Origin of the sequence: Sulfitobacter noctilucae, from assembly GCF_000622365.1 — a bacterium.
GTDB classification, from domain to species: domain Bacteria; phylum Pseudomonadota; class Alphaproteobacteria; order Rhodobacterales; family Rhodobacteraceae; genus Sulfitobacter; species Sulfitobacter noctilucae.
Map to the genome: position 1 here is coordinate 1,278,854 of NZ_JASC01000014.1, position 22,160 is coordinate 1,301,013.

At 60.2% G+C, this 22,160-nt stretch carries 23 protein-coding genes and 1 tRNA gene; 6 read left to right on the forward strand and 18 right to left on the reverse strand.

Annotation, left to right across the window (positions count from 1 at the left end):
• Position 1 precedes the first annotated feature (1 nt).
• From Z945_RS20890 to Z945_RS0116395, 3 genes are all read left to right on the forward strand, one after another.
• Positions 2-1,279: a MerR family transcriptional regulator gene (locus Z945_RS20890; RefSeq protein ID WP_025053180.1), complete on the forward strand. Its 1,278-nt coding sequence runs from the start codon at positions 2-4 to the stop codon at positions 1,277-1,279.
• A gap of 66 nt (positions 1,280-1,345) precedes the next feature.
• Positions 1,346-1,422, forward strand: a tRNA-Pro gene (locus Z945_RS0116390).
• Between the two features lie 68 nt (positions 1,423-1,490).
• Positions 1,491-2,564 (forward strand): 2'-deoxycytidine 5'-triphosphate deaminase, encoded by a 1,074-nt coding sequence (locus Z945_RS0116395; RefSeq protein ID WP_025053181.1) that lies wholly within the window; start codon positions 1,491-1,493, stop codon positions 2,562-2,564.
• 12 nt (positions 2,565-2,576) lie between these two features.
• Here Z945_RS0116395 and Z945_RS20545 read toward each other — a convergent pair whose 3' ends face one another.
• From Z945_RS20545 to Z945_RS19790, 7 genes are all read right to left on the reverse strand, one after another.
• Entirely contained in the window at positions 2,577-2,834 is a 258-nt protein-coding gene (locus tag Z945_RS20545; RefSeq protein ID WP_152541141.1) for a hypothetical protein, read from the reverse strand.
• Between the two features lie 78 nt (positions 2,835-2,912).
• Complete coding sequence (scpB, locus tag Z945_RS0116405) at positions 2,913-3,569, reverse strand: SMC-Scp complex subunit ScpB (RefSeq protein WP_025053183.1); 657 nt, start codon at positions 3,567-3,569, stop codon at positions 2,913-2,915.
• Complete coding sequence (locus Z945_RS0116410) at positions 3,559-4,356, reverse strand: segregation and condensation protein A (protein WP_025053184.1); 798 nt, start codon at positions 4,354-4,356, stop codon at positions 3,559-3,561. The genes scpB and Z945_RS0116410 overlap by 11 nt, the downstream gene beginning before the upstream one ends.
• Complete coding sequence (gene nagZ, locus Z945_RS0116415) at positions 4,349-5,353, reverse strand: beta-N-acetylhexosaminidase (protein WP_025053185.1); 1,005 nt, start codon at positions 5,351-5,353, stop codon at positions 4,349-4,351. The genes Z945_RS0116410 and nagZ overlap by 8 nt, the downstream gene beginning before the upstream one ends.
• Positions 5,353-6,387, reverse strand: a complete 1,035-nt coding sequence (locus Z945_RS0116420) for an SPOR domain-containing protein (protein ID WP_241434517.1) — start codon at positions 6,385-6,387, stop codon at positions 5,353-5,355. Before Z945_RS0116420 ends, nagZ begins: the two co-directional genes overlap by 1 nt.
• A 78-nt stretch (positions 6,388-6,465) precedes the next feature.
• Positions 6,466-8,208: an arginine--tRNA ligase gene (gene argS, locus Z945_RS0116425; protein WP_025053695.1), complete on the reverse strand. Its 1,743-nt coding sequence runs from the start codon at positions 8,206-8,208 to the stop codon at positions 6,466-6,468.
• An 81-nt stretch (positions 8,209-8,289) separates the two neighbouring features.
• Positions 8,290-9,429, reverse strand: a complete 1,140-nt coding sequence (locus tag Z945_RS19790) for a deoxyguanosinetriphosphate triphosphohydrolase (RefSeq protein ID WP_037971118.1) — start codon at positions 9,427-9,429, stop codon at positions 8,290-8,292.
• A gap of 83 nt (positions 9,430-9,512) precedes the next feature.
• Between Z945_RS19790 and Z945_RS0116435 the strand changes: the two genes are divergently transcribed.
• On the forward strand, positions 9,513-9,836 hold the full coding sequence (locus Z945_RS0116435) for a HesB/IscA family protein (RefSeq protein WP_025053187.1): 324 nt from the start codon (positions 9,513-9,515) through the stop codon (positions 9,834-9,836).
• A gap of 8 nt (positions 9,837-9,844) precedes the next feature.
• Here Z945_RS0116435 and Z945_RS0116440 read toward each other — a convergent pair whose 3' ends face one another.
• Positions 9,845-10,933, reverse strand: a complete 1,089-nt coding sequence (locus Z945_RS0116440) for a DUF6902 family protein (RefSeq protein WP_025053188.1) — start codon at positions 10,931-10,933, stop codon at positions 9,845-9,847.
• A 65-nt stretch (positions 10,934-10,998) separates the two neighbouring features.
• The gene (locus Z945_RS0116445; RefSeq protein ID WP_025053189.1) at positions 10,999-11,274 is read right to left on the reverse strand and encodes a DUF6749 family protein; all 276 of its coding nucleotides are present in this window, start codon (positions 11,272-11,274) and stop codon (positions 10,999-11,001) included.
• A 353-nt stretch (positions 11,275-11,627) separates the two neighbouring features.
• Between Z945_RS0116445 and xth the strand changes: the two genes are divergently transcribed.
• Positions 11,628-12,410 carry an exodeoxyribonuclease III gene (xth, locus tag Z945_RS0116450; protein ID WP_025053190.1) on the forward strand — a complete coding sequence of 261 codons (783 nt, stop codon included), beginning with the start codon at positions 11,628-11,630 and terminating at the stop codon, positions 12,408-12,410.
• Positions 12,411-12,505: 95 nt separating this feature from the next.
• On the opposite strand, the gene Z945_RS0116455 is transcribed toward xth, so the two are convergent.
• The 4 genes from Z945_RS0116455 to Z945_RS0116470 all read right to left on the reverse strand — a co-directional run bounded on the left by Z945_RS0116455 (position 12,506) and on the right by Z945_RS0116470 (position 15,237).
• Positions 12,506-13,090: an HNH endonuclease gene (locus Z945_RS0116455; RefSeq protein ID WP_025053191.1), complete on the reverse strand. Its 585-nt coding sequence runs from the start codon at positions 13,088-13,090 to the stop codon at positions 12,506-12,508.
• A gap of 115 nt (positions 13,091-13,205) precedes the next feature.
• A complete protein-coding gene (locus Z945_RS0116460) occupies positions 13,206-13,871 on the reverse strand; it encodes an alpha/beta hydrolase (protein ID WP_025053192.1) in 666 nt (221 codons plus the stop codon).
• Positions 13,868-14,503 (reverse strand): DNA-3-methyladenine glycosylase family protein, encoded by a 636-nt coding sequence (locus Z945_RS0116465; protein WP_241434518.1) that lies wholly within the window; start codon positions 14,501-14,503, stop codon positions 13,868-13,870. The genes Z945_RS0116460 and Z945_RS0116465 overlap by 4 nt, the downstream gene beginning before the upstream one ends.
• Complete coding sequence (locus tag Z945_RS0116470; RefSeq protein ID WP_025053194.1) at positions 14,500-15,237, reverse strand: precorrin-6A/cobalt-precorrin-6A reductase; 738 nt, start codon at positions 15,235-15,237, stop codon at positions 14,500-14,502. The genes Z945_RS0116465 and Z945_RS0116470 overlap by 4 nt, the downstream gene beginning before the upstream one ends.
• Before the next feature lie 107 nt (positions 15,238-15,344).
• Between Z945_RS0116470 and Z945_RS0116475 the strand changes: the two genes are divergently transcribed.
• Positions 15,345-16,559, forward strand: a complete 1,215-nt coding sequence (locus tag Z945_RS0116475) for an MFS transporter (RefSeq protein WP_025053195.1) — start codon at positions 15,345-15,347, stop codon at positions 16,557-16,559.
• A gap of 2 nt (positions 16,560-16,561) precedes the next feature.
• Here Z945_RS0116475 and Z945_RS0116480 read toward each other — a convergent pair whose 3' ends face one another.
• The 5 genes from Z945_RS0116480 to cysS are packed head-to-tail and all read right to left on the reverse strand — an operon-like array spanning position 16,562 to position 22,087.
• On the reverse strand, positions 16,562-17,338 hold the full coding sequence (locus tag Z945_RS0116480) for a squalene/phytoene synthase family protein (RefSeq protein WP_025053196.1): 777 nt from the start codon (positions 17,336-17,338) through the stop codon (positions 16,562-16,564).
• Positions 17,335-18,060 (reverse strand): class I SAM-dependent methyltransferase, encoded by a 726-nt coding sequence (locus Z945_RS0116485; RefSeq protein ID WP_025053197.1) that lies wholly within the window; start codon positions 18,058-18,060, stop codon positions 17,335-17,337. Before Z945_RS0116485 ends, Z945_RS0116480 begins: the two co-directional genes overlap by 4 nt.
• Entirely contained in the window at positions 18,050-19,030 is a 981-nt protein-coding gene (locus Z945_RS0116490) for an alpha/beta hydrolase (RefSeq protein ID WP_025053198.1), read from the reverse strand. The genes Z945_RS0116485 and Z945_RS0116490 overlap by 11 nt, the downstream gene beginning before the upstream one ends.
• Positions 19,027-20,652 (reverse strand): citramalate synthase, encoded by a 1,626-nt coding sequence (gene cimA, locus Z945_RS0116495; protein ID WP_025053199.1) that lies wholly within the window; start codon positions 20,650-20,652, stop codon positions 19,027-19,029. Before cimA ends, Z945_RS0116490 begins: the two co-directional genes overlap by 4 nt.
• 46 nt (positions 20,653-20,698) lie before the next feature.
• Complete coding sequence (gene cysS / locus Z945_RS0116500) at positions 20,699-22,087, reverse strand: cysteine--tRNA ligase (RefSeq protein ID WP_025053200.1); 1,389 nt, start codon at positions 22,085-22,087, stop codon at positions 20,699-20,701.
• Between the last annotated feature and the right edge of the window lie 73 nt (positions 22,088-22,160).

Here is a 22,160-nt window from a genome sequence, read left to right on the forward strand (position 1 = left end):
GATGGGCAAGTCGCCAGACGCCTTTCGCACGATCTCCGAAGTTGCTGATTGGCTGGGCATCCAGGCCCATGTCCTGCGCTTTTGGGAGAGCAAATTCACCCAAGTCCGACCCGTCAAACGTGCCGGCGGGCGCCGATATTACCGGCCCGGCGATATGCTGCTGCTGGGCGGCATCAAGCAATTGCTGCACGAAGATGGTCTGACCATCAAAGGCGTTCAGAAAATTCTGCGCGAGGAAGGCATGAGCCATGTTTCTGCCTTGTCGCAACCCCTGGATGAACTGACCCAGTCCCAAATGGAAGACGTACCCGAGGCAACCTTTATCGACGTTCCCGAAGAACCCGCCGAAGAAACCGGCGTCGTCCTGAGCTTTGAAAGCCCGCCGCAGAAAACCGAAGCCGCGTCAGCGCCCGAAGCTCCGGCTGAGGTTGTGGTAGAGGACGTGGTGGAGCCTGTTAAGACCGAAGCACCTGCTGCAGCGCAGCCGGATGAACCAATATCTGCGCCCATCGAGACTGCCACGCCCGAAGCTGAACCGGTTTCCGATGGGGGCGACAAAACAACTGTCCCTGAAGCCGAGAATATTCAGATCGCAGAACCGGCCCCGCAACCGCCTGTGGATGAGGTGCCGTCAGAGCCGGAAATTACCGCAGCCGAGCCTGAACAGGATGAACCAGAAGCCGCAGAGTCTGTTGAACCAGCCGAGACCGCCCCTCGGGAAATGATCGCAGAAGACAAGAGTGCAGAAGAAGCGCTTGAACCACCGGTGGCTGCCGCAACGGATGAAGAAGTAGAATTAACGCAAGAGACAACGGAGACGGCCCCGCTGGAGCCAGACTTGCAACAGGCAAGAGCTGAGCCATCGCCCGAACCAACAGAGCCTGCCGAACAGGGCGAGAAGGCCGAGCCGGAAGAGCCAGATGAAAGCGACGGCGCGTCCTTACCCGCCTTCCTGCGACGCCTCATGCCGGACCAACCTGTGCCTGAGGACAACACTCCGCCTGCTGCCGAGGCAGAGACCGAGACAGAAAGCGAATCGACGCAAGTTGAACCGACAGAACCTGCACCTCCCCCTGCCCCTGTGCCGCGTGTCATCGACGTGCCTCCCCTCACGCCACATGACCAGATCGCCGCTGCGCCTTCGATCCTCAGCACGGTGCACGCCACCCGCCACCTGAACCACGAACAGGCCCGCAAAATCGCCCCGCTGCTCGACAAACTGGTGATCTTGCGCGATTCGATGGCTGCGCGGCGCAAAGGCGGCGGGCCAAACGCCTGATCCCGTGTTATTGCATCGACTTATCTCTTGCACGCCTGCCAAGATCAGGTATGAACGCCCCCATGTCGGGCTATGGCGCAGCCTGGTAGCGCGTCCGTCTGGGGGACGGAAGGTCGCAGGTTCGAGTCCTGCTAGCCCGACCAACCGACATATATCCAACGCCCGCTGCCCTCTGGGCCAGCGGGCGTTTGGTTTTTGAAAGGCAGCACAGATGCAGGGCGTGATCCCCAACCAGTTGATCTCGGAGATGATCACAAAAGGCGAGATTGCCGCCAGCCCCGCCGTGACCGATGCGCAAATTCAGCCTGCCAGCCTTGATTTGCGGCTCGGTACGCGTGCCTTTCGCGTCCGCGCGTCCTTTCTGACCGGCAAATCCGCGACGGTCGCCGACCGCCTGGACGAGTTTCAGATGCACGAGGTCGATCTGACCGGCGGCGCAGTGCTGGAAAAAGGCTGTGTATATGTGGTCCCGCTGATGGAATCACTGGCCCTGCCCGCCGATGTTTCAGCCGTCGCCAATGCCAAAAGCTCGACCGGGCGGCTTGATCTGCTGACCCGTACGATTACCGATGGCGGCACCGAATTTGACCGCATCGGCGCGGGGTATTCAGGACCACTTTATGCTGAAATTTGCCCGCGCTCTTTTTCCGTTCTGGTGCGTCCGGGGATGCGGCTCAACCAGATTCGGTTTGGGCAAGGCGATGCAGTACTGGACGACGCTGCACTGCATGAGCTGCACGCTGAAACCCCGCTGGTCGATGGCGATGCGGTGATCGACGATGGTCTCGGCTTCTCCGTTGATTTGCGCCTTCCCGGCACCACGCTGGTCGGTTACCGCGCGAAACCGCATACCGGTGTCATCGACCTTGATAACATTGGGCACTATGACCCCCGCGAGTTTTGGGAAGAGGTGCATACGACCAACGGTCAGATCATCCTCGACCCCGGTGCCTTTTATATCCTTGTCAGCCGCGAAGCGGTCACGATCCCGCCCGCCTATGCCGCCGAGATGGCTCCCTATCTTGCGATGGTGGGTGAGTTCAGAGTGCATTACGCGGGCTTTTTCGATCCCGGTTTCGGCTATGCGAAGGCGGGCGGCGCCGGATCACGCGGTGTGTTGGAAGTCCGCTGCCACGAAGCGCCCTTTGTGCTGGAGCATGGGCAGGTTGTCGGACGGTTGGTCTATGAACGTATGATCGACGCCCCGACACAGCTTTACGGTGCCGACCTTGCATCGAATTACCAAGGACAGGGGCTTAAACTGTCCAAGCACTTCAAGTCCTAGATGAAGTTCGCCTCAGAAGCGACTGATCTTACGCATCGCTTTCAACGATTGCTTGCCGCGTCCAGCGGTCTGTTGCGCCTGTCGCTTCTGTTGCCGCTCGGCCTGGGTCATCTGCGGTTGCACCGGATTGCCGTTGTCATCCAGCGCATCCGCCGGCTGATTGTTCCCCTTGCGGGACCCATTGCCCATTCGGTCAAAACCGGCGCTTATGCCGCGGCGGATTACCTGGTTCATCACCTGACGGATGATCATATTGATGATCTGGTTCATTGACTGATCCTCTTCTGCCTCAAACCTCTATATAGCATGGAATGAGGCGTTTTTCAGGCCCCCGCAGCGATTGCTCACTTAATCTTCGAATAATTCCGACTGGCCTTCTGTGGCTTCTTCCTCGTCCTCGCCGTCGCCCACCTGTGGCCCAAGGCCCGGCGGTGGACGGTTTTCCAGCAAGCCCGCGGAGCGCAATTCCTTCAACCCCGGCAGATCGCGGGCATTTTCCAGCCCGAAATGATCAAGGAAAGTCTGCGTAACCACGAAGGTCACAGGCCGCCCCGGCGTCATCTTGCGGCGCCCAAAGCGGATCCATTCCATTTCCAGCAATTGGTCCACCGTGCCGCGCGACACGGAAACGCCCCTGATTTCCTCGATCTCGGCACGGGTGACCGGCTGGTGATAGGCAATGATCGCGAGTGTCTCGATCGCGGCACGGCTGAGTTTGCGCACCTCGACGGTCTCTTTCTGCATCAGGAACCCCAGGTCGGCCGCGGTCCGCATGGCATAGCCGTCACCGATCCGCGCAACCTGCACGCCGCGCCCTTCGTAGCGTTTGCGCAGATAAACCATTGCCTCGGCAGCATCGCAGCCATGGGGCATCCGCGCTTCCAGTTCCTTCAACGTGATCGGCTCTGACGTGGCGAACAGTACCGCTTCGATCATGCGCTCTTGTTCGGCCAGTGGCGGGGCTTCAAAGAGGCTTTCTTCCGTGTCTTCAATATCATCCGCCACGCGGCTCATCCCTTTTTCGAAGCTGGATCGGGGCAAAAGTCTCCGACTGCCGGATTTCCAGATGCCCCTCTTTAACCAGTTCCAATGACGCCGCAAAGGTTGCTGCCGTGGCAGAGCGGCGCCGCACTGGATCGGCCTCCCAGCCTTCGGGCAGAAAGCTCATCAGATCGCCCCAATCGCCGGCATAGCCAATCAGCCCGCGCATGCGATCCAGCGCCTGTTCCATGGTAAAGACTGCATCGCGGTCCATCACGAACGGGCGAAATTCGTCCTTGGTTCTGATCCGCGCATAGCCTTGCATCAGATCCAGCAGGGTTGCGGTATAGGTCACCTTGCGCACGCGTTCGACTTCATGGGTTTGACCACGAGCAAAGAAATCGCGGCCCAATTGGTCGCGGGCCATCAACCGCGCGGCGGCATCGCGCATTGCCTGCAAACGCTCCAGCTGGAAGGCGAGATGCGCAGCCAGTTCCTCGCCGGATGGCCCCTCTTCGGTCGGATCGGGCGGCAGCAGCAGGCGGGATTTCAGGAAGGCAAGCCACGCCGCCATCACCAGATAGTCGGCGGCCAGTTCCAACCGCAGCGCCTTGGCTTTTTCCACAAAAGCCAGATATTGCCGCGCCAGCTGTAGAACAGATATTTTGCGCAGGTCTACCTTCTGCGTGCGGCTGAGTGTCAGCAACAGGTCCAGCGGCCCTTCAAAGCCGTCAACGTCGATGATCAGCGCCTCGGCGGCAACCCGTTCGGCGACGGAAACGCTATCTTCCTCGAATGTGGTCTCAGCCATGCACCGCCCCGCCCAAAAGCGCTTCAAGTTCGCGCTCAAGGGCCGGAATGTCAACGTCATCGGGGGTTTTGCGCATCCCAAGCGCCCGTTCAGCACGGATTTGCGCGGCATCTGTCATGGTGCCTGCGGCCTCGGCCACCGCACGGCGGTCTTCCAGTGTAGCGTTGCACAGAAGCACAACGTCGCATCCGGCAGCCAGCGATCCGGTGGCGTTCTCGACCATCGACCCCGACAGCGCCTTCATCGAGATGTCATCGGTCATGATCAGGTTGTCAAAGCCGATATCCTCACGGATCACCTGCATCACCTTCGGCGACAGGGTCGCGGGCGCATCGTCGAGCGCGTCATAGACCAGATGTGCAGTCATGCCCATTGGCAGGTCTGACAGCGCCTTGAAGGGCGCGAAATCGACAGCGCGCAGATCCTCCAGCGCCGCGCCTACACGGGGCAAATCAAAATGACTGTCCATCGTGGCGCGACCATGTCCGGGAATGTGCTTGACGATCGGCAGCACACCGCCCGCCAGCATTCCCTGCGCCGCAGCACGGCCCAGTTCCGCCACCCGCATCGGATCACTGCTGTAACACCGGTTGCGCAAGAATTCGTGGGTTTGGGCCCCCGCCACATCAACCATGGGCGCACAGTTGCTGTCCACACCCGCATCGCGCAGTTCGGCTGCGATAATGCGGTACATCAGATACATGGCGCGCGGTGCCTGAGCACCTGCAATCGCGACGAAATCGAGCGGTGGTGCCCATTCACGCCAGGTCGGTGCCCGCATGCGCTGCACCCGTCCTCCTTCCTGATCAATGGTAATGATTGCTTCGCGCCCGACAGCCTCTCGCATTTCGGAACACAGGGCATGAACCTGTTCCGGCGTGTCGATGTTGCGCGCAAACAGGATGAACCCGAAAGGATCGACTTCGCGAAACAGCGCTTTTTCATCCGCCCTCAGCCGTAAGCCATCCGCGTCGATGATCGTGGCACCGAATGCCATCAGCGCGTTACGACCGGGATGCAATCGGCGTTTGCCGCCACCAGGGCCGAGCAGAACCGCCGCGCGTCTGCGATATCTTCAAACCCCATTGCCCGCAGACGGTAGAACACCCGCCCGCCACTTGTCGCTTTCTGCACGATCCGCTTTTTGCCGGTCAGATAGGCATCAAAACGTGTGTGCAACTGGTCCCATTGCTCGCGGGCAACCGCTGCGCTCTCGAAAGCCCCCAACTGCGCGAGGCGGGTGCCTGACGGCAAGCTGTTGGCGTCGATTTCTTCAGAAGACGTGGCCGCAACATTTGTTCCGGACGTGAAGGCTACAGGCGTTGCCGTTGCAAGGTTCGAAGGCCGTTTCTTGGGGCGAGCCGATTGCCGGACGCCAGGTTCGGTGCGCAGCGCGGCGATCTGGCGCTCGACTTCGGTCACTTCGGCAACGGCTGTTTCGGTGATGGCTGCAACCACCTCGTTCTCTTTGGCCTCGCTCAGATCAGACATCGGGGCCACGCCGTTGGTCAGTTCCGCCACCAAGGCGTCGACATTGCCACTCTCAAGCGCTGCGGTCACCTCGTCAGCGTTCAATACCGGCATTGCCGCCTCGGACACGTCGCTGGAGCTGTCTGCCCCGGAAACCTGTGGCTTGGATGTCACCATCGCGGCGGGCATCACGCTATCTTCTTCAGTCAAATCAATCGGACGCGGGGCCAGGATCAACCGGTCCGCAGGTGCCGCAGCACTGCCCACCGCAGCCACAGCATTAACCGAAAGCCCCTGATGATTGGCCTGCGAGCCGCCCGGCTCTTCGGGTCTGATGCGCATCTCGCCACTGGCGGCGCGGACCACGGGAATGCCGCTCACGTCCCGCAGCAACAGTTTATAACCCCAAACACCAATCCCCACGATCAACGCCAAAGACACCACCGCGCCGGCGATGTTGGTCAATGTTGTCAATTGATTACGAGGTTCACCTAATCCAAACTCAAAGCCGGATTCGTCAAATGAACTCCCCGCCATCGGGGAAGACGTATATTCTGCCATCTTTGCCTCATTGCCCAGCGGATACATTGCCCGGCGGGTCTGGTCTTGGGGTTGCCTGTCGATCGGCGGGGTGGCGCGTTATCGCATCTCTTCCGCCGGATTGACCCCAAGAATACCAAGACCGGCAGCAATTACAATCGCCGTGGCCCGTGCCAAGGCGATTTTTGCCTGAGAGATCGCCGCATCGTCTTGAATGAAGCGCAGGGAGGTCACCTCGTTGCCCTTGTTCCACAGCCCGTGCAGGTCTGCGGCCAGTTCATAGAGGTAAAAGGCCACGCGGTGCGGCTCGTTTGTGCGGGCTGCCGTTTCTACCAGCCGCGGCCATTCGGCGAGCTTGCGCAAGAGACCCAATTCGCTGTCATGATCCAGAAGGCTCAGGTCTGCGGCGGCCAGTGTTGCATCATCCGCCGTGATCCCCGCTTCGGCCGCTTTGCGCAGCACCGATGCCACCCGCGCATGAGCGTATTGCACATAAAACACGGGGTTCTCGCGGCTCTGCTCCAGCACTTTGTCGAAATCAAAGTCGAGCATCGCATCGTTCTTGCGCGTCAGCATGTGAAAACGCGTGACGTCCGGGCCGACCTGATCGACCACATCGCGCAGGGTGACAAACGTCCCTGCCCGTTTAGACATTTTGAACGGCTCACCGTTCTTAAACAGCTTCACCAGCTGCGTCAGCTTGACATCCAGTGGCACCTTGCCATCGGACAGCGCCGAGACCGCCGCCTTCATCCGTTTGACATAGCCGCCGTGGTCCGCGCCGAAGACGTCGATCAACTGATCAAAGCCGCGCTGCACCTTGTCATAGTGATAAGCAATGTCGGGCGCGAAATAGGTCCATCCGCCATCGGATTTCATCACCGGACGGTCCACATCATCGCCGTGTTCGGTGGATTTGAACAGCGTCTGCTCACGCGGCTCCCAATCTTCAGGCTTCTTGCCTTTGGGCGGCTCCAGCACGCCCTCATAGATCAGACCCTTGTTCTTGAGGTCTTCCAGTGCGGCCTCGATCCGGCCCGTGCCATAGAGCGACTTTTCGGAGTAAAACACATCCATCTCGACGCCCAAGGCTTTGAGATCGCTGCGTATCAGCACCATCATCTGCTCGGTCGCAAAGTCGCGGATGTCTTCCATCCAGAACTGCTCACCCTTGTCGAGATAGGCGTCACCGACCTTGTCTTTCAGCGCCTCACCCACCGCGACCAGATAGTCACCGGGGTATGTGCCGTCAGGAAAGGCGACCTCCTGGCCATGCGCCTCGCAATACCGCAGATAGACGGAGCGTGCGAGCACGTCCACCTGCGCGCCGCCATCGTTGATGTAATATTCCCGCGTCACGTCATAGCCTGCGAAATCCAGCAGCGACGCCAAAGCATCGCCAAAGACCGCGCCGCGCGTGTGGCCCACATGCAAAGGGCCGGTTGGATTGGCCGAGACATATTCAACATTGACTTTTTGGCCCTGTCCCAAAGAGCCGCGCCCGAAATCGGTGCCTTCGTCCAGCACCTTTCCTGCGACCGCCTGCCAGACCGACGGGGCCAGCCGCAGGTTCAAAAACCCCGGCCCCGCCACATCGGCAGCGGTGATCCGTGCATCCGCCAGCAGTTTTGCCGCCAGCGCATCGGCGATGTCACGCGGTTTCATCTTGGCAGGTTTGGCCAGCACCATTGCAGCATTGGTTGCCATATCTCCGTGGGCCGCATCGCGTGGCGGCTCTGCGGTGATCGGGTCAAAATTCAGCCCCGCAGGCAGGTCGCCATCGCGGACCATGCTGTCAAGCGTATCGATAATCAGGCTGCGAATTTGGGCAAAAATGTTCATGGCAGGGTTCCTTCGTTCCGGCCCGTGTATCATTTGGGCGGGGGCAGTCAATTGCATGCAGACCTGAAGGCGCGGACCAGTCTAGCCGATCAGCCGTGCATGCTCTGCATAGGCAAAACGGTCCGTCATTCCGGCGATATAGTCACAGACCATCCGCGCCAGTGTGGTCCTGTCTTGTGCCGCCTGCTCGATCTCGCGCGCCCAATGGCGGGGCAGCATATCCGGGTTTTCCAAGAACAGCGGAAACAGGTCTTCGACAATCTGTGTCACCTCGGCCCGCTTTTCCATGACCGACGGGGCGCGATACATGTGTTTGAACAAAAACGCCCTGATCTCGCGGATATCTCGCCACATCTGGTCGGAAAAGGCGATCACAGGCCGCCCCAGATGGCGGATGTCCTCGGCTGATGCCGCCCCTGAACCCTCAAGCAATGCCCGCGAGGTGTCGATCACATCCGCGACCATCACACCAAAGACCCGCCGCAAAGCCTCATGCCGGCGGCGGTAGCTGTCAGTATCGGGATAGAGCGTATCCACCTGCATATAGGCCGCACCCACCAAAGGCAGATCCATGATGTCGGCATCGGTAAACAGCCCCGCCCGCAGCCCATCGTGCAGATCGTGATTGTTATAGGCAATGTCATCGGACAATGCCGCCACTTGCGCTTCTGCACTCGCATGGGTGTGCAGTTCGAGATCATGCGCTGCGTCATATTCCTCTAGCGCATAGGGCAAGTCGCCCGTCACCGGGCCGTTGTGTTTGGCGATGCCTTCCAGCGTGTCCCAGGTCAGGTTCAACCCGTCAAAAGCCGCATAATGCCGCTCAAGCGAGGTCACGATCCGCAGCGCCTGTGCGTTGTGATCGAACCCGCCGTAGGGCTGCATCATGGCATGCAGCGCATCCTCTCCAGTATGACCAAAAGGCGTGTGGCCCAGATCATGCGCCAAAGCGACGGCTTCTGTCAGCTCTCCGTTCAGGCCCAAAGCCCCGGCGATTGTGCGCGCCACCTGCGCAACCTCAATCGAATGGGTGAGCCGCGTGCGGTAATAATCGCCCTCGTGTTCCACAAAGACCTGCGTCTTATGTTTCAGCCGCCGAAAGGCGCTGGCATGGATAATCCTGTCCCGGTCCCGCTGATAGCAGGAGCGAAAGGTACTTTCCTCTTCCCACACGCGCCGTCCCCGGGCACGGGCAGGATCAGAGGCATATGAAGCGCGCATTGCGGCTGGTCCTTGTGGCCTGTCCTTGGGACTTCTATATTGTAGTCACGCCGCGATGAAAACAGACCCTTCGGAGCACTGCCATGAACCTGCCCCCCCAAGTCACCCCCCGTGCGTTTGAGCGCCTTGCCGAAATCGGTGCCGCCGATCAGGGCAAGGCCCTGCGCGTCGCGGTTGAAGGGGGCGGATGTTCGGGATTTCAGTACGAGATTGACCTCGATACACCCAAGGACGACGATCTGGTGCTGGAAGGCGCGGGGCAGCGGGTTGTGGTCGATGCCATATCCCTGCCGTTCCTGACCAACGCGGTGATCGACTTTTCCGAAGAGCTGATCGGCGCGCGGTTCGTGATCGAAAACCCCAACGCGACTTCTGCCTGCGGCTGCGGTACGTCTTTCTCCATGTAGGCCGGGCGTCAGCCTGACTGCACACCACGCGTCATGCCCGCGCGGGCGAACCCTTCGAAAAATGCGTCGAATTTGTCGGTAGATTGCTCTGCCGCCTGTAAAACTTCGCGGCTGTGTTGGGGCATCTGAGCAATCACCCGGCCCCGCATCCCGCCCCAATCGGCAGATCGTTGTTTGCCAAGGTCGAAAAGACACGTCGACAAAGGCCGCAGAGCGCCAGCCAAGACTTGCGGCATCGCGAAATGCAGCATGTAGTTTTCCGGTACATTTTGGTCAAATACCTTGGTGCCCCGCACCAATTGCGCCCAGCCAGATACCAGAAAAAGGTGGTATCCATCCACCGCGCGGGCCGCATCTGCCTGTCCGGTCAGGGTGATTGCGTGATGCACCCGCGCGACCGCGTCGGTCCAAACCGCACTGGGTGTCTTGCCTGCAAAGGTCAGGGCTGTGCAAATCTCGGCCAGCAAATCAATATTCTGATCCAGATAGGCCAGGACCCCGGCAAACTCGAGACTGTTCAGCGCCGCATCGCTTAACTGGGGATCATAACGCCCATACCCTGACAGGTAGAATACGATATGAGTAAGCTCATAGGCGGCCTTTTTATTGGGCAGCGCAAAGGTTTCAGCGCGCTCGGTAAAGGCCCGCAATCTGGTGTCTAACGCACTCTGGCCCAAGGGCAAAACAGCCCCCCTGCGGGACAGCAAATATTGCGCTTCTGCCCGCTGCAAATCCGAAAGCTCAGCCTCCGGCAAACCTGCCTGCGCGACCCAACGGCACAAGGCAGCACCTTTGTTCGCGCCCATACCAAGGTCTTCGAGATCCAGACAGATCGACAGGAAAAACCTGTAATACTGTGGGAAAAACCGCAGCTTTTCTTCGATCTGGGCGTAGAAGTCGGCATAGACAGCCAGCGTTTCCGGATTAAGGATTTGGCCGGTCGCAGCCAGAACGCCCAAAAGCTCGGCGTTCTCTTTCAGCCAGAACACATCATCCGGGGCGTGCCGCCGGTTTGCCACAGCGTCGATCAGCAGGCTAACGCTTCCGGCGGGGTCTTGCAGCGCGGACGGCTGGGGGAAAGAGATCACATTGGACATTAAAGAACCTCGCGATGGAGCGGCAAAGTCGAAGGTCCGGCGGTGTACCGGACCTTCGCGGTGGATCACACGGATGTTGTGAACAACTCGGTCCGGTCGCCTGCTGCGACTTCTGATGTCGTGCTCAGCACAGATGTTGTGAACATCTCCACGGCATCACCCGCAGCCATGTCACATGCAGTCGGCGCAGAGCCGGAACTGAACATCTCGATGGCGTCTCCGGCCATCATGTCAGTGCCCGCCGCGATGGAGCCTGAGCTGAACATTTCAAGGCCGGCACCATTCTCGATGCTGGTTGTGAGAGAGACTTCGGAAGCAGGTGTCAGTGCAAGTGCGATCATTGTCAGTTTCCTTTTCAAACAAGTCTGAATGCAATCAAAAGTTGCATGACCATCACGATTGCCCGCTAAAAATGAATTGAAAACTCCCTAATTTCAGAAGCCGAATTTGAGCGCGATTTGTGCACATAAGAAGGCCGTAACAAGCGGGTGACTTTTCACTTGAACCGAAGCTGTCCACAGGCGGAAATTTTTCTTACCCACATGCGGATTTTTACGGTTAGAACGGTCAATGACCCGCCAAATACCACCCTTTAGTTGAATTTTTCGAATCGAATCGCCCTATGCGGCAGCGCCTTCTTGCCCCTCCGCCGCATATCCGCCATAGCGTGACAAAGCATAAAAGGGCCCGAAAAATGAAGATTGCGACCTTCAACATCAACGGCATCAAAGCCAGGATCGAAGCCCTTCCAAACTGGCTCGACACCGCGCAGCCGGATGTGGTTTTGCTTCAGGAAATCAAGTCGGTTGATGAAGCCTTCCCGCGCGAGGTTTTCGAGGACCGCGGCTATAATGTTGAAACCCACGGTCAGAAATCCTTCAATGGTGTGGCGATCCTGTCCAAACACCCGCTGGAAGATGTCAGCCGTGGCCTGCCCGGCGACGCAGATGACGAACAGGCCCGCTGGATCGAGGCTACCGTGATGGGCAAGCAGAATGCGCTGCGCATCTGCGGCCTTTACCTGCCCAATGGCAACCCGGCCCCCGGACCAAAATTCGACTACAAACTCGCGTGGATGGAGCGTCTGCACGCCCGCGCCACGGCGCTGCTTGCCGAAGAAACGCCATTTCTCATGGCGGGCGATTACAACATCATCCCCCAGGCCGAAGATGCCGCAACACCGGATGCTTGGCGCGAAGACGCGCTGTTCCGCCCCGAGGCGCGCGCGGCCTGGCGCAAACTGCTGAACATCGGCCTGACCGAAGCCTTCCGCGCCCGCACCCAGGGGCCCGGTCATTACAGCTTCTGGGATTATCAGGCCGGCGCCTGGAATCGCAACAATGGCATCCGCATTGATCATTTCCTGCTCAGTCCCACATGCGCTGACTTCTTGCGCGACTGTCAGATCGACAAGGACGTGCGGGGCGGCGAGAAACCTTCGGATCACGTTCCGGTCTGGGTCGAGCTCGACTTTTAAGCGAGCAGACCTGCCGACAATAGGTCAAGCGATACTCAGTATGGAGTCGGAACGCGTGCCCTTAGCGGAACGCCCTGGTCCCTACCGACCCGGATCTATGCTTCGAGTTCTGCGTCCCAGTACAGGAAGTCCATCCAGCTTTCGTGCAGGTGGTTCGGCGGGAATTTGCGCCCCATATTGCGCAGTTCTTCCGCACCGGGTTGGCGCGGGGATTTGCGCAGATGCAGCCCCGTCTGGTGCAGCGCCTTTGATCCTTTGCGCAAGTTACAGGGTGAACAGGCCGCCACCACATTCTGCCAGGACGTCACACCGCCATTCGCCCGAGGCACCACATGATCAAAGGTCAGATCCCCTTTCGCCCCGCAATACTGGCAGCGGAATTCGTCCCTCAGAAATAAATTAAAGCGCGTGAAGGCCACGCGCTTTTGAGGTTTGACATAATCTTTGAGGACAACGACCGAAGGGATTTTAAGCGCCACGGTCGGACTATGCACATAGTCATCGTATTCCGCCACGATATCGACCCGGTCCAGCCACTTCGCCTTGATCGCATCCTGCCAGGGCCAAAGCGACAGAGGGTAGTAACTCAGCGGCCGGTAATCGGCATTGAGCACCAAGGCCGGCCGATGCTTCAGCGCCCCCGGCTGTCGGGTAAATTCGGTTCTGAAATCGCCGTCCATATACTGCGCACCCCTGCCCGTTCAATGCGACTATATCTCGTGGTTTTGCTCTGGCAAGTCTTTGCGTGCCACAAGATGTCGCGGCCAAGAATAGGCGCTTAATATGACAGCGCTGTTACAGGCTGAGCTTGTCGCGCATAAAGGCCAGCGCCACGCTTAACCCGTCGGGGGCGATGCCATGCGCCGTGCCTTTCATGATATGGGCAAAGACATCCTGCCAGCCGGCTTCTTGCAGGGCTTCTGCGGCTTCGGGCAGGGATTGTGGCGGCACCACATCATCCTGATCTCCATGCACCAACAGGACGGGCGGACGCACCACGGCTTCTTCGGCCAGCGTTTCGGGTGACAACAGCCGTCCCGAAAAGGCGACGATTCCGGCCACCGAATCTTCGCGGCGTGGGGCCACATGCAGCGCCATCATCGTGCCTTGGGAAAAGCCGAACAACACGACCTGTTCGGGCAACACATCTTCATCCACCATCAATGCATCGAGAAAGGCGTTCAGATCGGCCACCGCCTGATCCATGCCACGCATGGATTCCTCCTCCGAAGACCCGTCAATCCAGGGGATCGGAAACCACTGATAGCCGTTGGGCATGCCCGGCACGTTTTCGGGCGCATCGGGGGCCACGAACATCGTATCGGGCAAATGTTCGGCCAGAGGATCGGCCAAACCAAGCAGATCGGCACCATTCGCCCCGTAGCCATGCAAAAAGACCACGATAGAGTGCGTTTCGCCCGATTTCGCCGCGCGGCGATCTGCATTCAGTACCCGTGTCATCCCAAACCTTCCCTGTTTTTCAAAATACGGTAGTAGGCAAAGAGTGCACGGGCCGCAACCGACCGCCACGGCGTCCAGTCGGCGGCCAGCTTTGCCAGTTCATCAGGCTTGGGCCGTTGCTTTAGCCCGAGCAGCGATTGAGCCGCCACCTGCAACGCCAGATCACCGGGCGGGAACATATCCGCCCGCCCCAAACAGAACATGATATAGATTTGCGCTGTCCACGGGCCGATCCCCGTGAGCGCCGTTAACCGGTCATATACCTCGGTATTCTCAAGCCCTTGCAGTGCTTCGTATTCAACTTCGGCATTGGCCAACAGCAACGCATAGCGTGCCTTGTGCCGACTTAGCCCAGCCGCACGCAGTCCATCGTCCCCTGCCGCGCGCACGGCATCCTCATCGCGCAATCCTTGCTGCGCCAGACGCGCCCTGATCGCATCTGCCGACGCCACACTGACCTGCTGGCTGATGATGATGTCCAGCAACCCCGCAAAGCCCCCCGGTTTCAGACGCAGCGGCAGCGGGCCTGTCTGTGCGAGCACGGGGGCAAAACGCGGCTCCGTCCGCGCCAACCATGCAGCACCTTCGGCCAAATCGTCCTGCGTGCGGATCAGATGAGACGCGTCGCTCAAAGCTGTGCCACCCAGTCCAAAGCGTCCTGAACGGACGAGACGACCTTCAATCCTGGCGGCAACGGCGGTCGGTCGATCAAAATCACCCGCAGACCAAGTGCAGCCGCGGCGTCAAGCTTGGGCCGGCTTGGTTTACCGCCCAGATTCCGCGCGATGAGCGTATCCACCTTCCGCGCTTTAAAGAGCGCGACTTCTGTCTCAACGGTAAAGGGCGGGTCTCCGAACACCAGTTCGACAAAGTCATAGGGCGCGGGGCGGTCATGCGGCACGGTCTGGCGCAGCATCAGACAAGCGCCGGGAAACGCAGCACATTCCGGCAGACTGGCCCAGCCCGTAGCAGAGAACACCCGCGCCCCGGGCGCGATCAAAGTCATGGCCGCCCGCACAGTTGCAGCCGAAACCCAGTTCGGGTTTTCGCCCAAATCCCAGGTGGGGCGTGACAGGCTTATAAAAGGCCGAACCAGCCGTATCGCGGCGGCATAGCCCGCATGCGTCAACGCCGCATCAAAGCCGTGGCTCGCATCGATCACGGCGCTTACCCCCGCCATTGCCTGTGCCACTCTGTCCTCCGTTACTTCCGCGCAAACCTCGAAGGGGACCGGCATCGGGTTGGCCCCGCGCGGCGGCTCTGACAGCAGCGCGTGAACGCGGTGACCCAGACCCTGCAGGGCCTGCGCAATCTGGCGTGCCTCTGCACTGCCTGCCAACAAAAGAACATCTGCCTGCTGCGTCATCCACCCGACTTTAGGCACCCTTTCCCCGACCACAACCCCGCATGCGCATCGGGGGCTTGCTCCTTTCGAAACGGGGCGCTACCCCTGACGCCAAGAAGGATACCCCGATGATTGATGACAGCCGCGCCAAGCGCAACGTAGCCGTTCTGGTCGCCGCCCAAGCGTTTCTTGGCAGCCAACTTCCCATGAATTTTGTGATTGGCGGGCTGGCGGGGCAACAGCTGTCGCCCAATGTCTGTCTGGCCACGCTGCCGATCTCGATGATCGTCTTCGGCTCCATGACGACCGCGCCCTGGCTTTCGACCCTGATGCAGAACCACGGGCGGCGTGCAGGCTTTCTGATGGGGGCCGCAGGCGGTCTTGCAGGGGCGATCATCTGTGCCTACGCCCTGAGCATCGCCAACTTCTGGGTCTTTCTGCTAGGCAGCTATCTGACAGGCATCTATATGTCTTCGCAGGGTTTTTTCCGGTTCGCGGCTTCTGATACCGCGTCGGATGCCTACCGGCCCAAGGCGATTTCCTATGTGATGGCGGGCGGATTGATCTCGGCTGTGATCGGGCCGCAGATGGTGTCCTTGCTGTCAGGGGGAGGAGACGCCACCGTGATGCGCTTTTTCCCCGTCTATGTCGCGGCGGCGGTGCTGAACCTTGTGGGTATGGCGCTGTTCTTCCTGCTCGATATCCCGAAGCCGCCGATCCCCGCGGTAGACGCCCCCAAGGGCCGCTCGCGGTGGGAGCTTTTGACCACACCGCGCATCGCAGTCGCGGTGATTTGCGCCATGGTGTCCTATGCGCTGATGAACCTTGTGATGACCTCCACGCCTTTAGCCGTGGTGGGCTGCGGGTTTTCCGTCGCCGATGCTTCCAACATTGTGACCAGCCATGTTCTGGCAATGTATGTGCCGTCGTTCTTCACCGGCCACCTCATCGCCCGCTTCGGGGTTGAGCGGATCATGGGGCTGGGCATTGCCATTCTGGCTGTGGCCGGACTGGTCGCGCTGCAAGACGTTGATTTGATGAACTTCTATGTCGCCTTGGTACTGCTCGGGCTCGGCTGGAACTTTGGCTTTATCGGAGCGACCAGCATGCTTGCCGGCGCCCATGCGCCCGAAGAACGGGGCCGCATGCAGGGATTGAACGATCTGTTGGTCTTTGGCGGCGTCACATTTGCCTCGCTTGCCTCAGGCGGGCTGATGAACTGCGCAGGCGGGGATGCGGCAACGGGTTGGGCGGCGGTGAACATCGCGATGATCCCGTTTCTGATGCTGGCGGGTGGATCGCTGATCTGGCTTGTGATGCGGCCCAGAACGGCTACGTCCTGATCCTACCAGCGCCCGGTCAGCGCCCGAAATCCAAGCCGCACACGGTCTGCCGCCACCGGATCCATCAGCCGTCCTTCTGCCACAGCCGAAGGGTCTGCCACTGCTTGTTTCAAAACCGGCAGAGCCGCGCCCACATGCAGCAGCGCCGCACCTGCCGCGCGTGACACAGAACCGCGCTGTGCCCGCGCCTGCGTGAGCCGCGCCAGCCCTTCAAGCGCCAGTGAGGCCACGCCAGCCGGTGTCCCATCCAGCAAGGGCACACGGCCCCGCGCTTCAAGCTCGGGGATCGCCAGCAACCATGCCGCCACGCCGCTGGCAAAGGCCGCCGCGCGCACCGTGGCTTCATCCGCCTCGCCTAGATTGCGGGCCGCAACCCACGTCAGGTGCCCTGCGGTCTGGTTCAGATAGCGGGCAAAGTGGCCCTCGTCTTCAAAGGCATCTTTGTAGATATCCCAACGCCTTGCAGCGATAAGTTCATCTAGCAAGATAGCATCGCCCGCGCCGATCACCGACGCCAGCGGCACCGTGACCTCATGCTTGCGCACCGGATCGCCTTGCGTAATTTCCTCGCAGGCATCGCGCCACCATTGCAGGCGCATCTCGGCGATCATCGGCTCTTGGGTAACCCACGGCGCACGGGCCACTTCGACATTGAACGCATAAAGCGGAAAGAGCACGCGCCGCGCGGCCACAGGTGCCGCCATTGCCGCGCGAAAGCGCAGCGGGTCGGCCCGCTCGACCAAGGTTGCGCAGGCGTTCATGTTGTCGTCAAAGCTCACCTTGGCCGCACGACGCTAAGCAAATAGCCGAACTCATCGCGGTGCGCCCGCCAGCAAGCCGCTTCTTCCTCGGCCTCATCCAGTACAGCAGTCAGATCCGCATCGGCACCCGGCCGTAATGCCGCGATTCTCGCGTCGATGGGCCGAAAATACGCCTCCCACGCTGCGTCGGACAGAATTCGCGTTTCCACTGTCTCGTACCCTGCTGCAGTGATCTGCGCTGCAATGCCTGCCGCATCGGTCATGCCGGGGTATTGCGCCTCCCAAAGCGCCTTTGGTCGTTCAGAGGGGGCATCGGTGAACCAGCAGACTTCGGAAAAGGCAACAACGCCCCCCGGCTTCAGAGATTTCCGCCATGCGCGCAGTGCCTGTTCTACGCCCATGAAATAGACCGCGCCGGCGCACCAGATCATATCGTAGCTGTTCATGATCCGCGCCATGTCTGCTTGCAGCAGCGTGACGCGGTCGTCCTCGCGCCAGTCGCGCCGCGCCGCTGTCACGAAGGATGCGGTTTTATCCAATGCGGATACATGGCCCTTCGGGGCCGCCTGTAGCAGTGCCGCAATATCGCCACCCGGACCACAGGCCACATCGGCGATCTGGGCGGTGGGTGACAGGTTCGCAACCTTTGCCGCCCAAGCCACATCCGCCGCCTCGCCCGGCCCCTCACGGGGCAGATCGCTGTGTAAGGTAAAAAAGGCGGCCATTGGATCAGAACTCATTGAGAAAACCTTCGATGACCGCCGCTGTTTCAGGCGCGTTTACGATATCGAGATGGCCGACCCCGTCGACCAGCACATACTGGCCCTTGTCGGTGGCACCGGAAAGGCTCGCCTCGTATGCGGTGGCAACGAATGCTTCATCCGCAGTACCGGCAATCAGCACGAACGGTGGCAGTTTGGCTACATCACCGAGGTAATCCCCGCGCGGGGCAAAGCCGGTGTTCAGGCGGTAGGAATAGCGGGTGGTCGCCGTATCGCCCAAGGGGCCGTCCAGCACCACCTGTGGCATCCGAAACTGCATGATTGTCAGGTGGTTCAGGGCCGTGATCTTGACGGTGTTCAGCATGCTAAGTCCGATGATCCGGCGCAGCAGCGGGTTGGACCAGCCACCCGCATCGGGCCGCATGGTGGGCGCGTTGTGCTTGAGGAACGGTGCCAACAGCACCGCACCGTCAATCAGGTCGCGATGCACACCGCCTGCAAACCGAACGACCAGACCGCCGCCTGATGAATGGCCTCCCAGGATAACCTTTTGGCCCGGTTTCGCTTGCGCCGTGATCAGATCGGCCAGATCATCCTCGAACTGGTCGATATAGTCGATGTCGCCGCGCCGTCCCGGCTGCGTGCCATGACCGCGCAGATCGGGCACCACCACATCTGCAGTCGCACTGAGTTGCCGTGCCAGACCGTCAAATTGCATCCCGTGCCAGCCGGAGCCATGCACCAAGACCAGTAGCGGCGCATCGTCTTGCAATGATGGGTAGAACCGCACCTGTACCTCGTAGCCATCACGCATGCGAACGCTGCTCAACGCTTGGGGTTCGGGGCGATCAGTGTCCAGCGTGCCGGTGAAATTAAGCCCGTCGCCAGGCGGCAGATCGGTGGGGCGTTGCGACAGGATCAGGCCCACGGCAATAAGCAGCGTGACGAGTATCGAAGTCCCGACGAATATGAGCACTTTACCGATCACAGCTCACGCCCCTTCAAGTCGCGGATCAGTTTCCAGCGGATTGCGTCCAGCAGCGCCTCAAAGCTCGCGTCGACTATGTTTGCACTGACGCCCACGGTGGACCAGCGCTGCCCCTGCCCGTCCTCGCTGTCGATGATGACGCGGGTCACGGCCTCGGTGCCGCCTTGGGTGATGCGCACTTTGAAGTCGACCAGCCGCATGTCCTCGATCAGCGCGGAATACTGACCAAGATCCTTGGCCAGTGCCTTGGCCAGCGCGTTCACCGGGCCACGGTCACTGCCTGCTTCGTCCATGCTTTCGCTGACGGACTGGCGCTTTTCACCATCGACTTTGACCACGACCACCGCCTCGGACAGACTGACCATCTGGTCGTATTTGTTTTTGCGGCGCTCCACGGTGACGCGGTATCGTTTGACCTCGAAATACTGGGTTAACTGCCCCAGCACCTCGCGGGCCAGCAGTTCAAAGCTCGCCTGCGCGGTGTCATAGGCATAGCCCTCCGCTTCGCGTTCCTTGACCCGCTGCAAAATCTCGCCCAGCGCCGGATCGTCCTTGGCCACTGCCAGCCCCGCTTCGGTCAGGCGTTTGCGCAGATTAGACTGTCCGGCCTGATTGGACATCGGGATGATGCGGGCATTGCCGACCAAGGCGGGGTCGATGTGTTCATAGGTTGTGGGATCTTTGGCAATGGCGCTGGCATGCAGACCGGCTTTATGCGCAAAAGCCGATGCGCCCACGAACCCCGCCTGTTTCTGCGGCACGCGATTGAGGATTTCATCCAGCATCCGGCTGGTGCGTGTCAGCCCTTTCAGAGCGTCTTGCGTAATGCCGGTTTCATAGCGGCTGGCATAGGGTTCTTTCAGCAGCAGGATCGGGATCAGCGCTGTCAGATTGGCATTGCCACAGCGTTCGCCCAAGCCGTTCAGCGTTCCTTGAAGCTGCCGCGCTCCTGCGTCGATGGCCGCCAGCGTGCAGGCGACCGCATTTTCGGTGTCGTCGTGGGTGTGGATGCCCAGATGATCGCCGGGAATACCTGCGGCAATCACCTCAGCCGTAATCGCGCCTACCTCTGCAGGCAGCGTCCCGCCGTTGGTGTCGCAAAGCACGATCCAGCGCGCGCCCGCCTCGTACACAGTTTTCAGGCAGGACAGAGTATACTCAGGATTGGCCTTGTAGCCGTCAAAGAAATGCTCCGCATCAAACAGCGCCTCGCGCCCGCTTGCCACCAAATGCGCCACGCTTTCGCGCAACAGGGTGAGGTTTTCCTCCAGCGTAATACCCAGCGCAGTGGTGACGTGGAATTCATGGGTCTTGCCCACGATACAGACCGACGCCGTGCCCGCATTCAACACAGCAGCCAGCACATCGTCGTTCTGCGCCGAAATGCCGGGGCGTTTCGTCATGCCAAAGGCGGTCAGCTTGGCGCGGGTTGCGGGTGCCGCATCAAAAAAGGCATTATCGGTAGGGTTCGCCCCCGGCCAACCGCCTTCAATGTAGTCCACGCCGAGTTGGTCAAGCGCCACCGCGATCTGCTGCTTTTCCTCGGTCGAGAATTGCACGCCTTGCGTTTGCTGCCCGTCACGCAGAGTTGTGTCATAGAGGTAAAGGCGCTCTTTGCTCATACATCCCTCCCGGCGGCGGGGTAGGACTGAACTTGTTGCGGCCCGTTCACAGCACACCCTCCAGCGCTGCGCGGTCAAATCCAGCTGGCGCGGTCAGCTTCACGCCATCCTTGCTCATCTGCACCTCAATGCCCAGCGCGATAAGCGCGGTCTTGATCCGGTCCACTTCGGAGAAATCCTTGGTCTCCATGGCTGTCACCCGCGCATCGCTCAGGAAGGCCTCAACGTCTGTCAGATCGAAAGCCTGCTCCACCGCCCAATCGGGAATCTTGCTGTCCAGCAGCCCCAGCAAGGCCAGTGAACCGCGCAGGCCAGCGATGTCATTCTCGGCACTCAGGCGGTGACATTCCGTCAACACCCCATGCGTGTTCAGATCATCGCCCAAAAGCGTCAGAACGCTTTCAGGCGGGGTTCCGGTCTCTAGACCTGCCACCTGCGTATACCATTTGCGCAGGGTCTTTTCCGCCTCCTCGCGCTTCTTTTCGGTCCAGTCCATCGGTTTGCGGTAATGCGTGCTGAGCATGACAAAGCGCATCACCTCGCCCGGCACGCCCTGATCCAGCAGGTCGCGCACGGTAAAAAAGTTGCCGAGTGATTTGGACATCTTCTTGCCCTCGACCTGCAACATCTCGTTGTGCAACCAGACGTTGGCAAAGCTGTGCCCCGCGCAGGTCGATTGCGCTATTTCATTCTCGTGGTGCGGAAAGGTCAGATCGTTGCCACCGCCGTGAATGTCGAAGGCCGTGCCAAGCAACTCATGCGCCATGGCGGAGCATTCGATGTGCCAACCGGGGCGGCCTCTGCCCCACGGGCTGTCCCAGCCGGGCAAGTCATCGGGCGAAGGTTTCCACAGGACAAAATCCATAGGGTTGCGCTTGTAGGGGGCCACCTCGACCCGCGCACCTGCGATCATGTCGTCAACAGTGCGGCCCGACAAAGCGCCGTAGTCCTTGTAGCTGTCCACAGCAAAAAGCGCGTGACCCTCAGCGGCATAGGCATGGCCCGATGCGATCAACTGCTCGATCATGGCGATCATCTGGGCAATGTACTGCGTGGCGCGGGGTTCCTGCGTGGGGCGCAGCGCCCCTACGGCGTCCATATCCTCGTGATACCAGGCGATCGTCTCGTCCGCGCGCTCTGAGATCAACTGTTCAAGCGTGCCTTCCGCCCCGGCCGCCTTGCGCTTTTGCGCGGTCTCGTTGATGCGGTCGTCTACATCGGTGAAATTGCGCACGTAAGTAACGTGATCCGGCCCATAGACATGCCGCAACAGACGGTAAAGCACGTCAAACACAATCACAGGCCGCGCATTGCCCAGATGCGCCCGGTCATAGACTGTCGGACCACAGACATACATCCGCACATCATCCTTGGAAATCGGAGTGAAACCCTCTTTCCGGCGGGTCTTTGTGTTGGTCAGTCTGATCGGCGTCATGGCGTCTTCCTTGCGCAAAGCTGGCGCGGGCTTGCCACATATCTATCAGGATGAAAACGACATGAAGGACGAC

Bases quoted from the DNA above. Each gene is read 5' to 3' on its own strand.
- Z945_RS20890 (WP_025053180.1), top strand. From the start codon at position 2: ATGGGCAAGTCGCCAGACGCCTTTCGCACGATCTCCGAAGTTGCTGAT.
- Z945_RS0116395 (WP_025053181.1), top strand. From the start codon at position 1,491: ATGCAGGGCGTGATCCCCAACCAGTTGATCTCGGAGATGATCACAAAA.
- Z945_RS20545 (WP_152541141.1), bottom strand. From the start codon at position 2,834: ATGAACCAGATCATCAATATGATCATCCGTCAGGTGATGAACCAGGTA.
- Z945_RS0116410 (WP_025053184.1), bottom strand. From the start codon at position 4,356: ATGGCTGAGACCACATTCGAGGAAGATAGCGTTTCCGTCGCCGAACGG.
- nagZ (WP_025053185.1), bottom strand. From the start codon at position 5,353: ATGGCATTCGGTGCCACGATCATCGACGCGGATGGCTTACGGCTGAGG.
- Z945_RS0116420 (WP_241434517.1), bottom strand. From the start codon at position 6,387: ATGGCAGAATATACGTCTTCCCCGATGGCGGGGAGTTCATTTGACGAA.
- argS (WP_025053695.1), bottom strand. From the start codon at position 8,208: ATGAACATTTTTGCCCAAATTCGCAGCCTGATTATCGATACGCTTGAC.
- Z945_RS19790 (WP_037971118.1), bottom strand. From the start codon at position 9,429: ATGCGCGCTTCATATGCCTCTGATCCTGCCCGTGCCCGGGGACGGCGC.
- Z945_RS0116435 (WP_025053187.1), top strand. From the start codon at position 9,513: ATGAACCTGCCCCCCCAAGTCACCCCCCGTGCGTTTGAGCGCCTTGCC.
- Z945_RS0116440 (WP_025053188.1), bottom strand. From the start codon at position 10,933: ATGTCCAATGTGATCTCTTTCCCCCAGCCGTCCGCGCTGCAAGACCCC.
- Z945_RS0116445 (WP_025053189.1), bottom strand. From the start codon at position 11,274: ATGATCGCACTTGCACTGACACCTGCTTCCGAAGTCTCTCTCACAACC.
- xth (WP_025053190.1), top strand. From the start codon at position 11,628: ATGAAGATTGCGACCTTCAACATCAACGGCATCAAAGCCAGGATCGAA.
- Z945_RS0116455 (WP_025053191.1), bottom strand. From the start codon at position 13,090: ATGGACGGCGATTTCAGAACCGAATTTACCCGACAGCCGGGGGCGCTG.
- Z945_RS0116460 (WP_025053192.1), bottom strand. From the start codon at position 13,871: ATGACACGGGTACTGAATGCAGATCGCCGCGCGGCGAAATCGGGCGAA.
- Z945_RS0116470 (WP_025053194.1), bottom strand. From the start codon at position 15,237: ATGACGCAGCAGGCAGATGTTCTTTTGTTGGCAGGCAGTGCAGAGGCA.
- Z945_RS0116475 (WP_025053195.1), top strand. From the start codon at position 15,345: ATGATTGATGACAGCCGCGCCAAGCGCAACGTAGCCGTTCTGGTCGCC.
- Z945_RS0116485 (WP_025053197.1), bottom strand. From the start codon at position 18,060: ATGAGTTCTGATCCAATGGCCGCCTTTTTTACCTTACACAGCGATCTG.
- cimA (WP_025053199.1), bottom strand. From the start codon at position 20,652: ATGAGCAAAGAGCGCCTTTACCTCTATGACACAACTCTGCGTGACGGG.
- cysS (WP_025053200.1), bottom strand. From the start codon at position 22,087: ATGACGCCGATCAGACTGACCAACACAAAGACCCGCCGGAAAGAGGGT.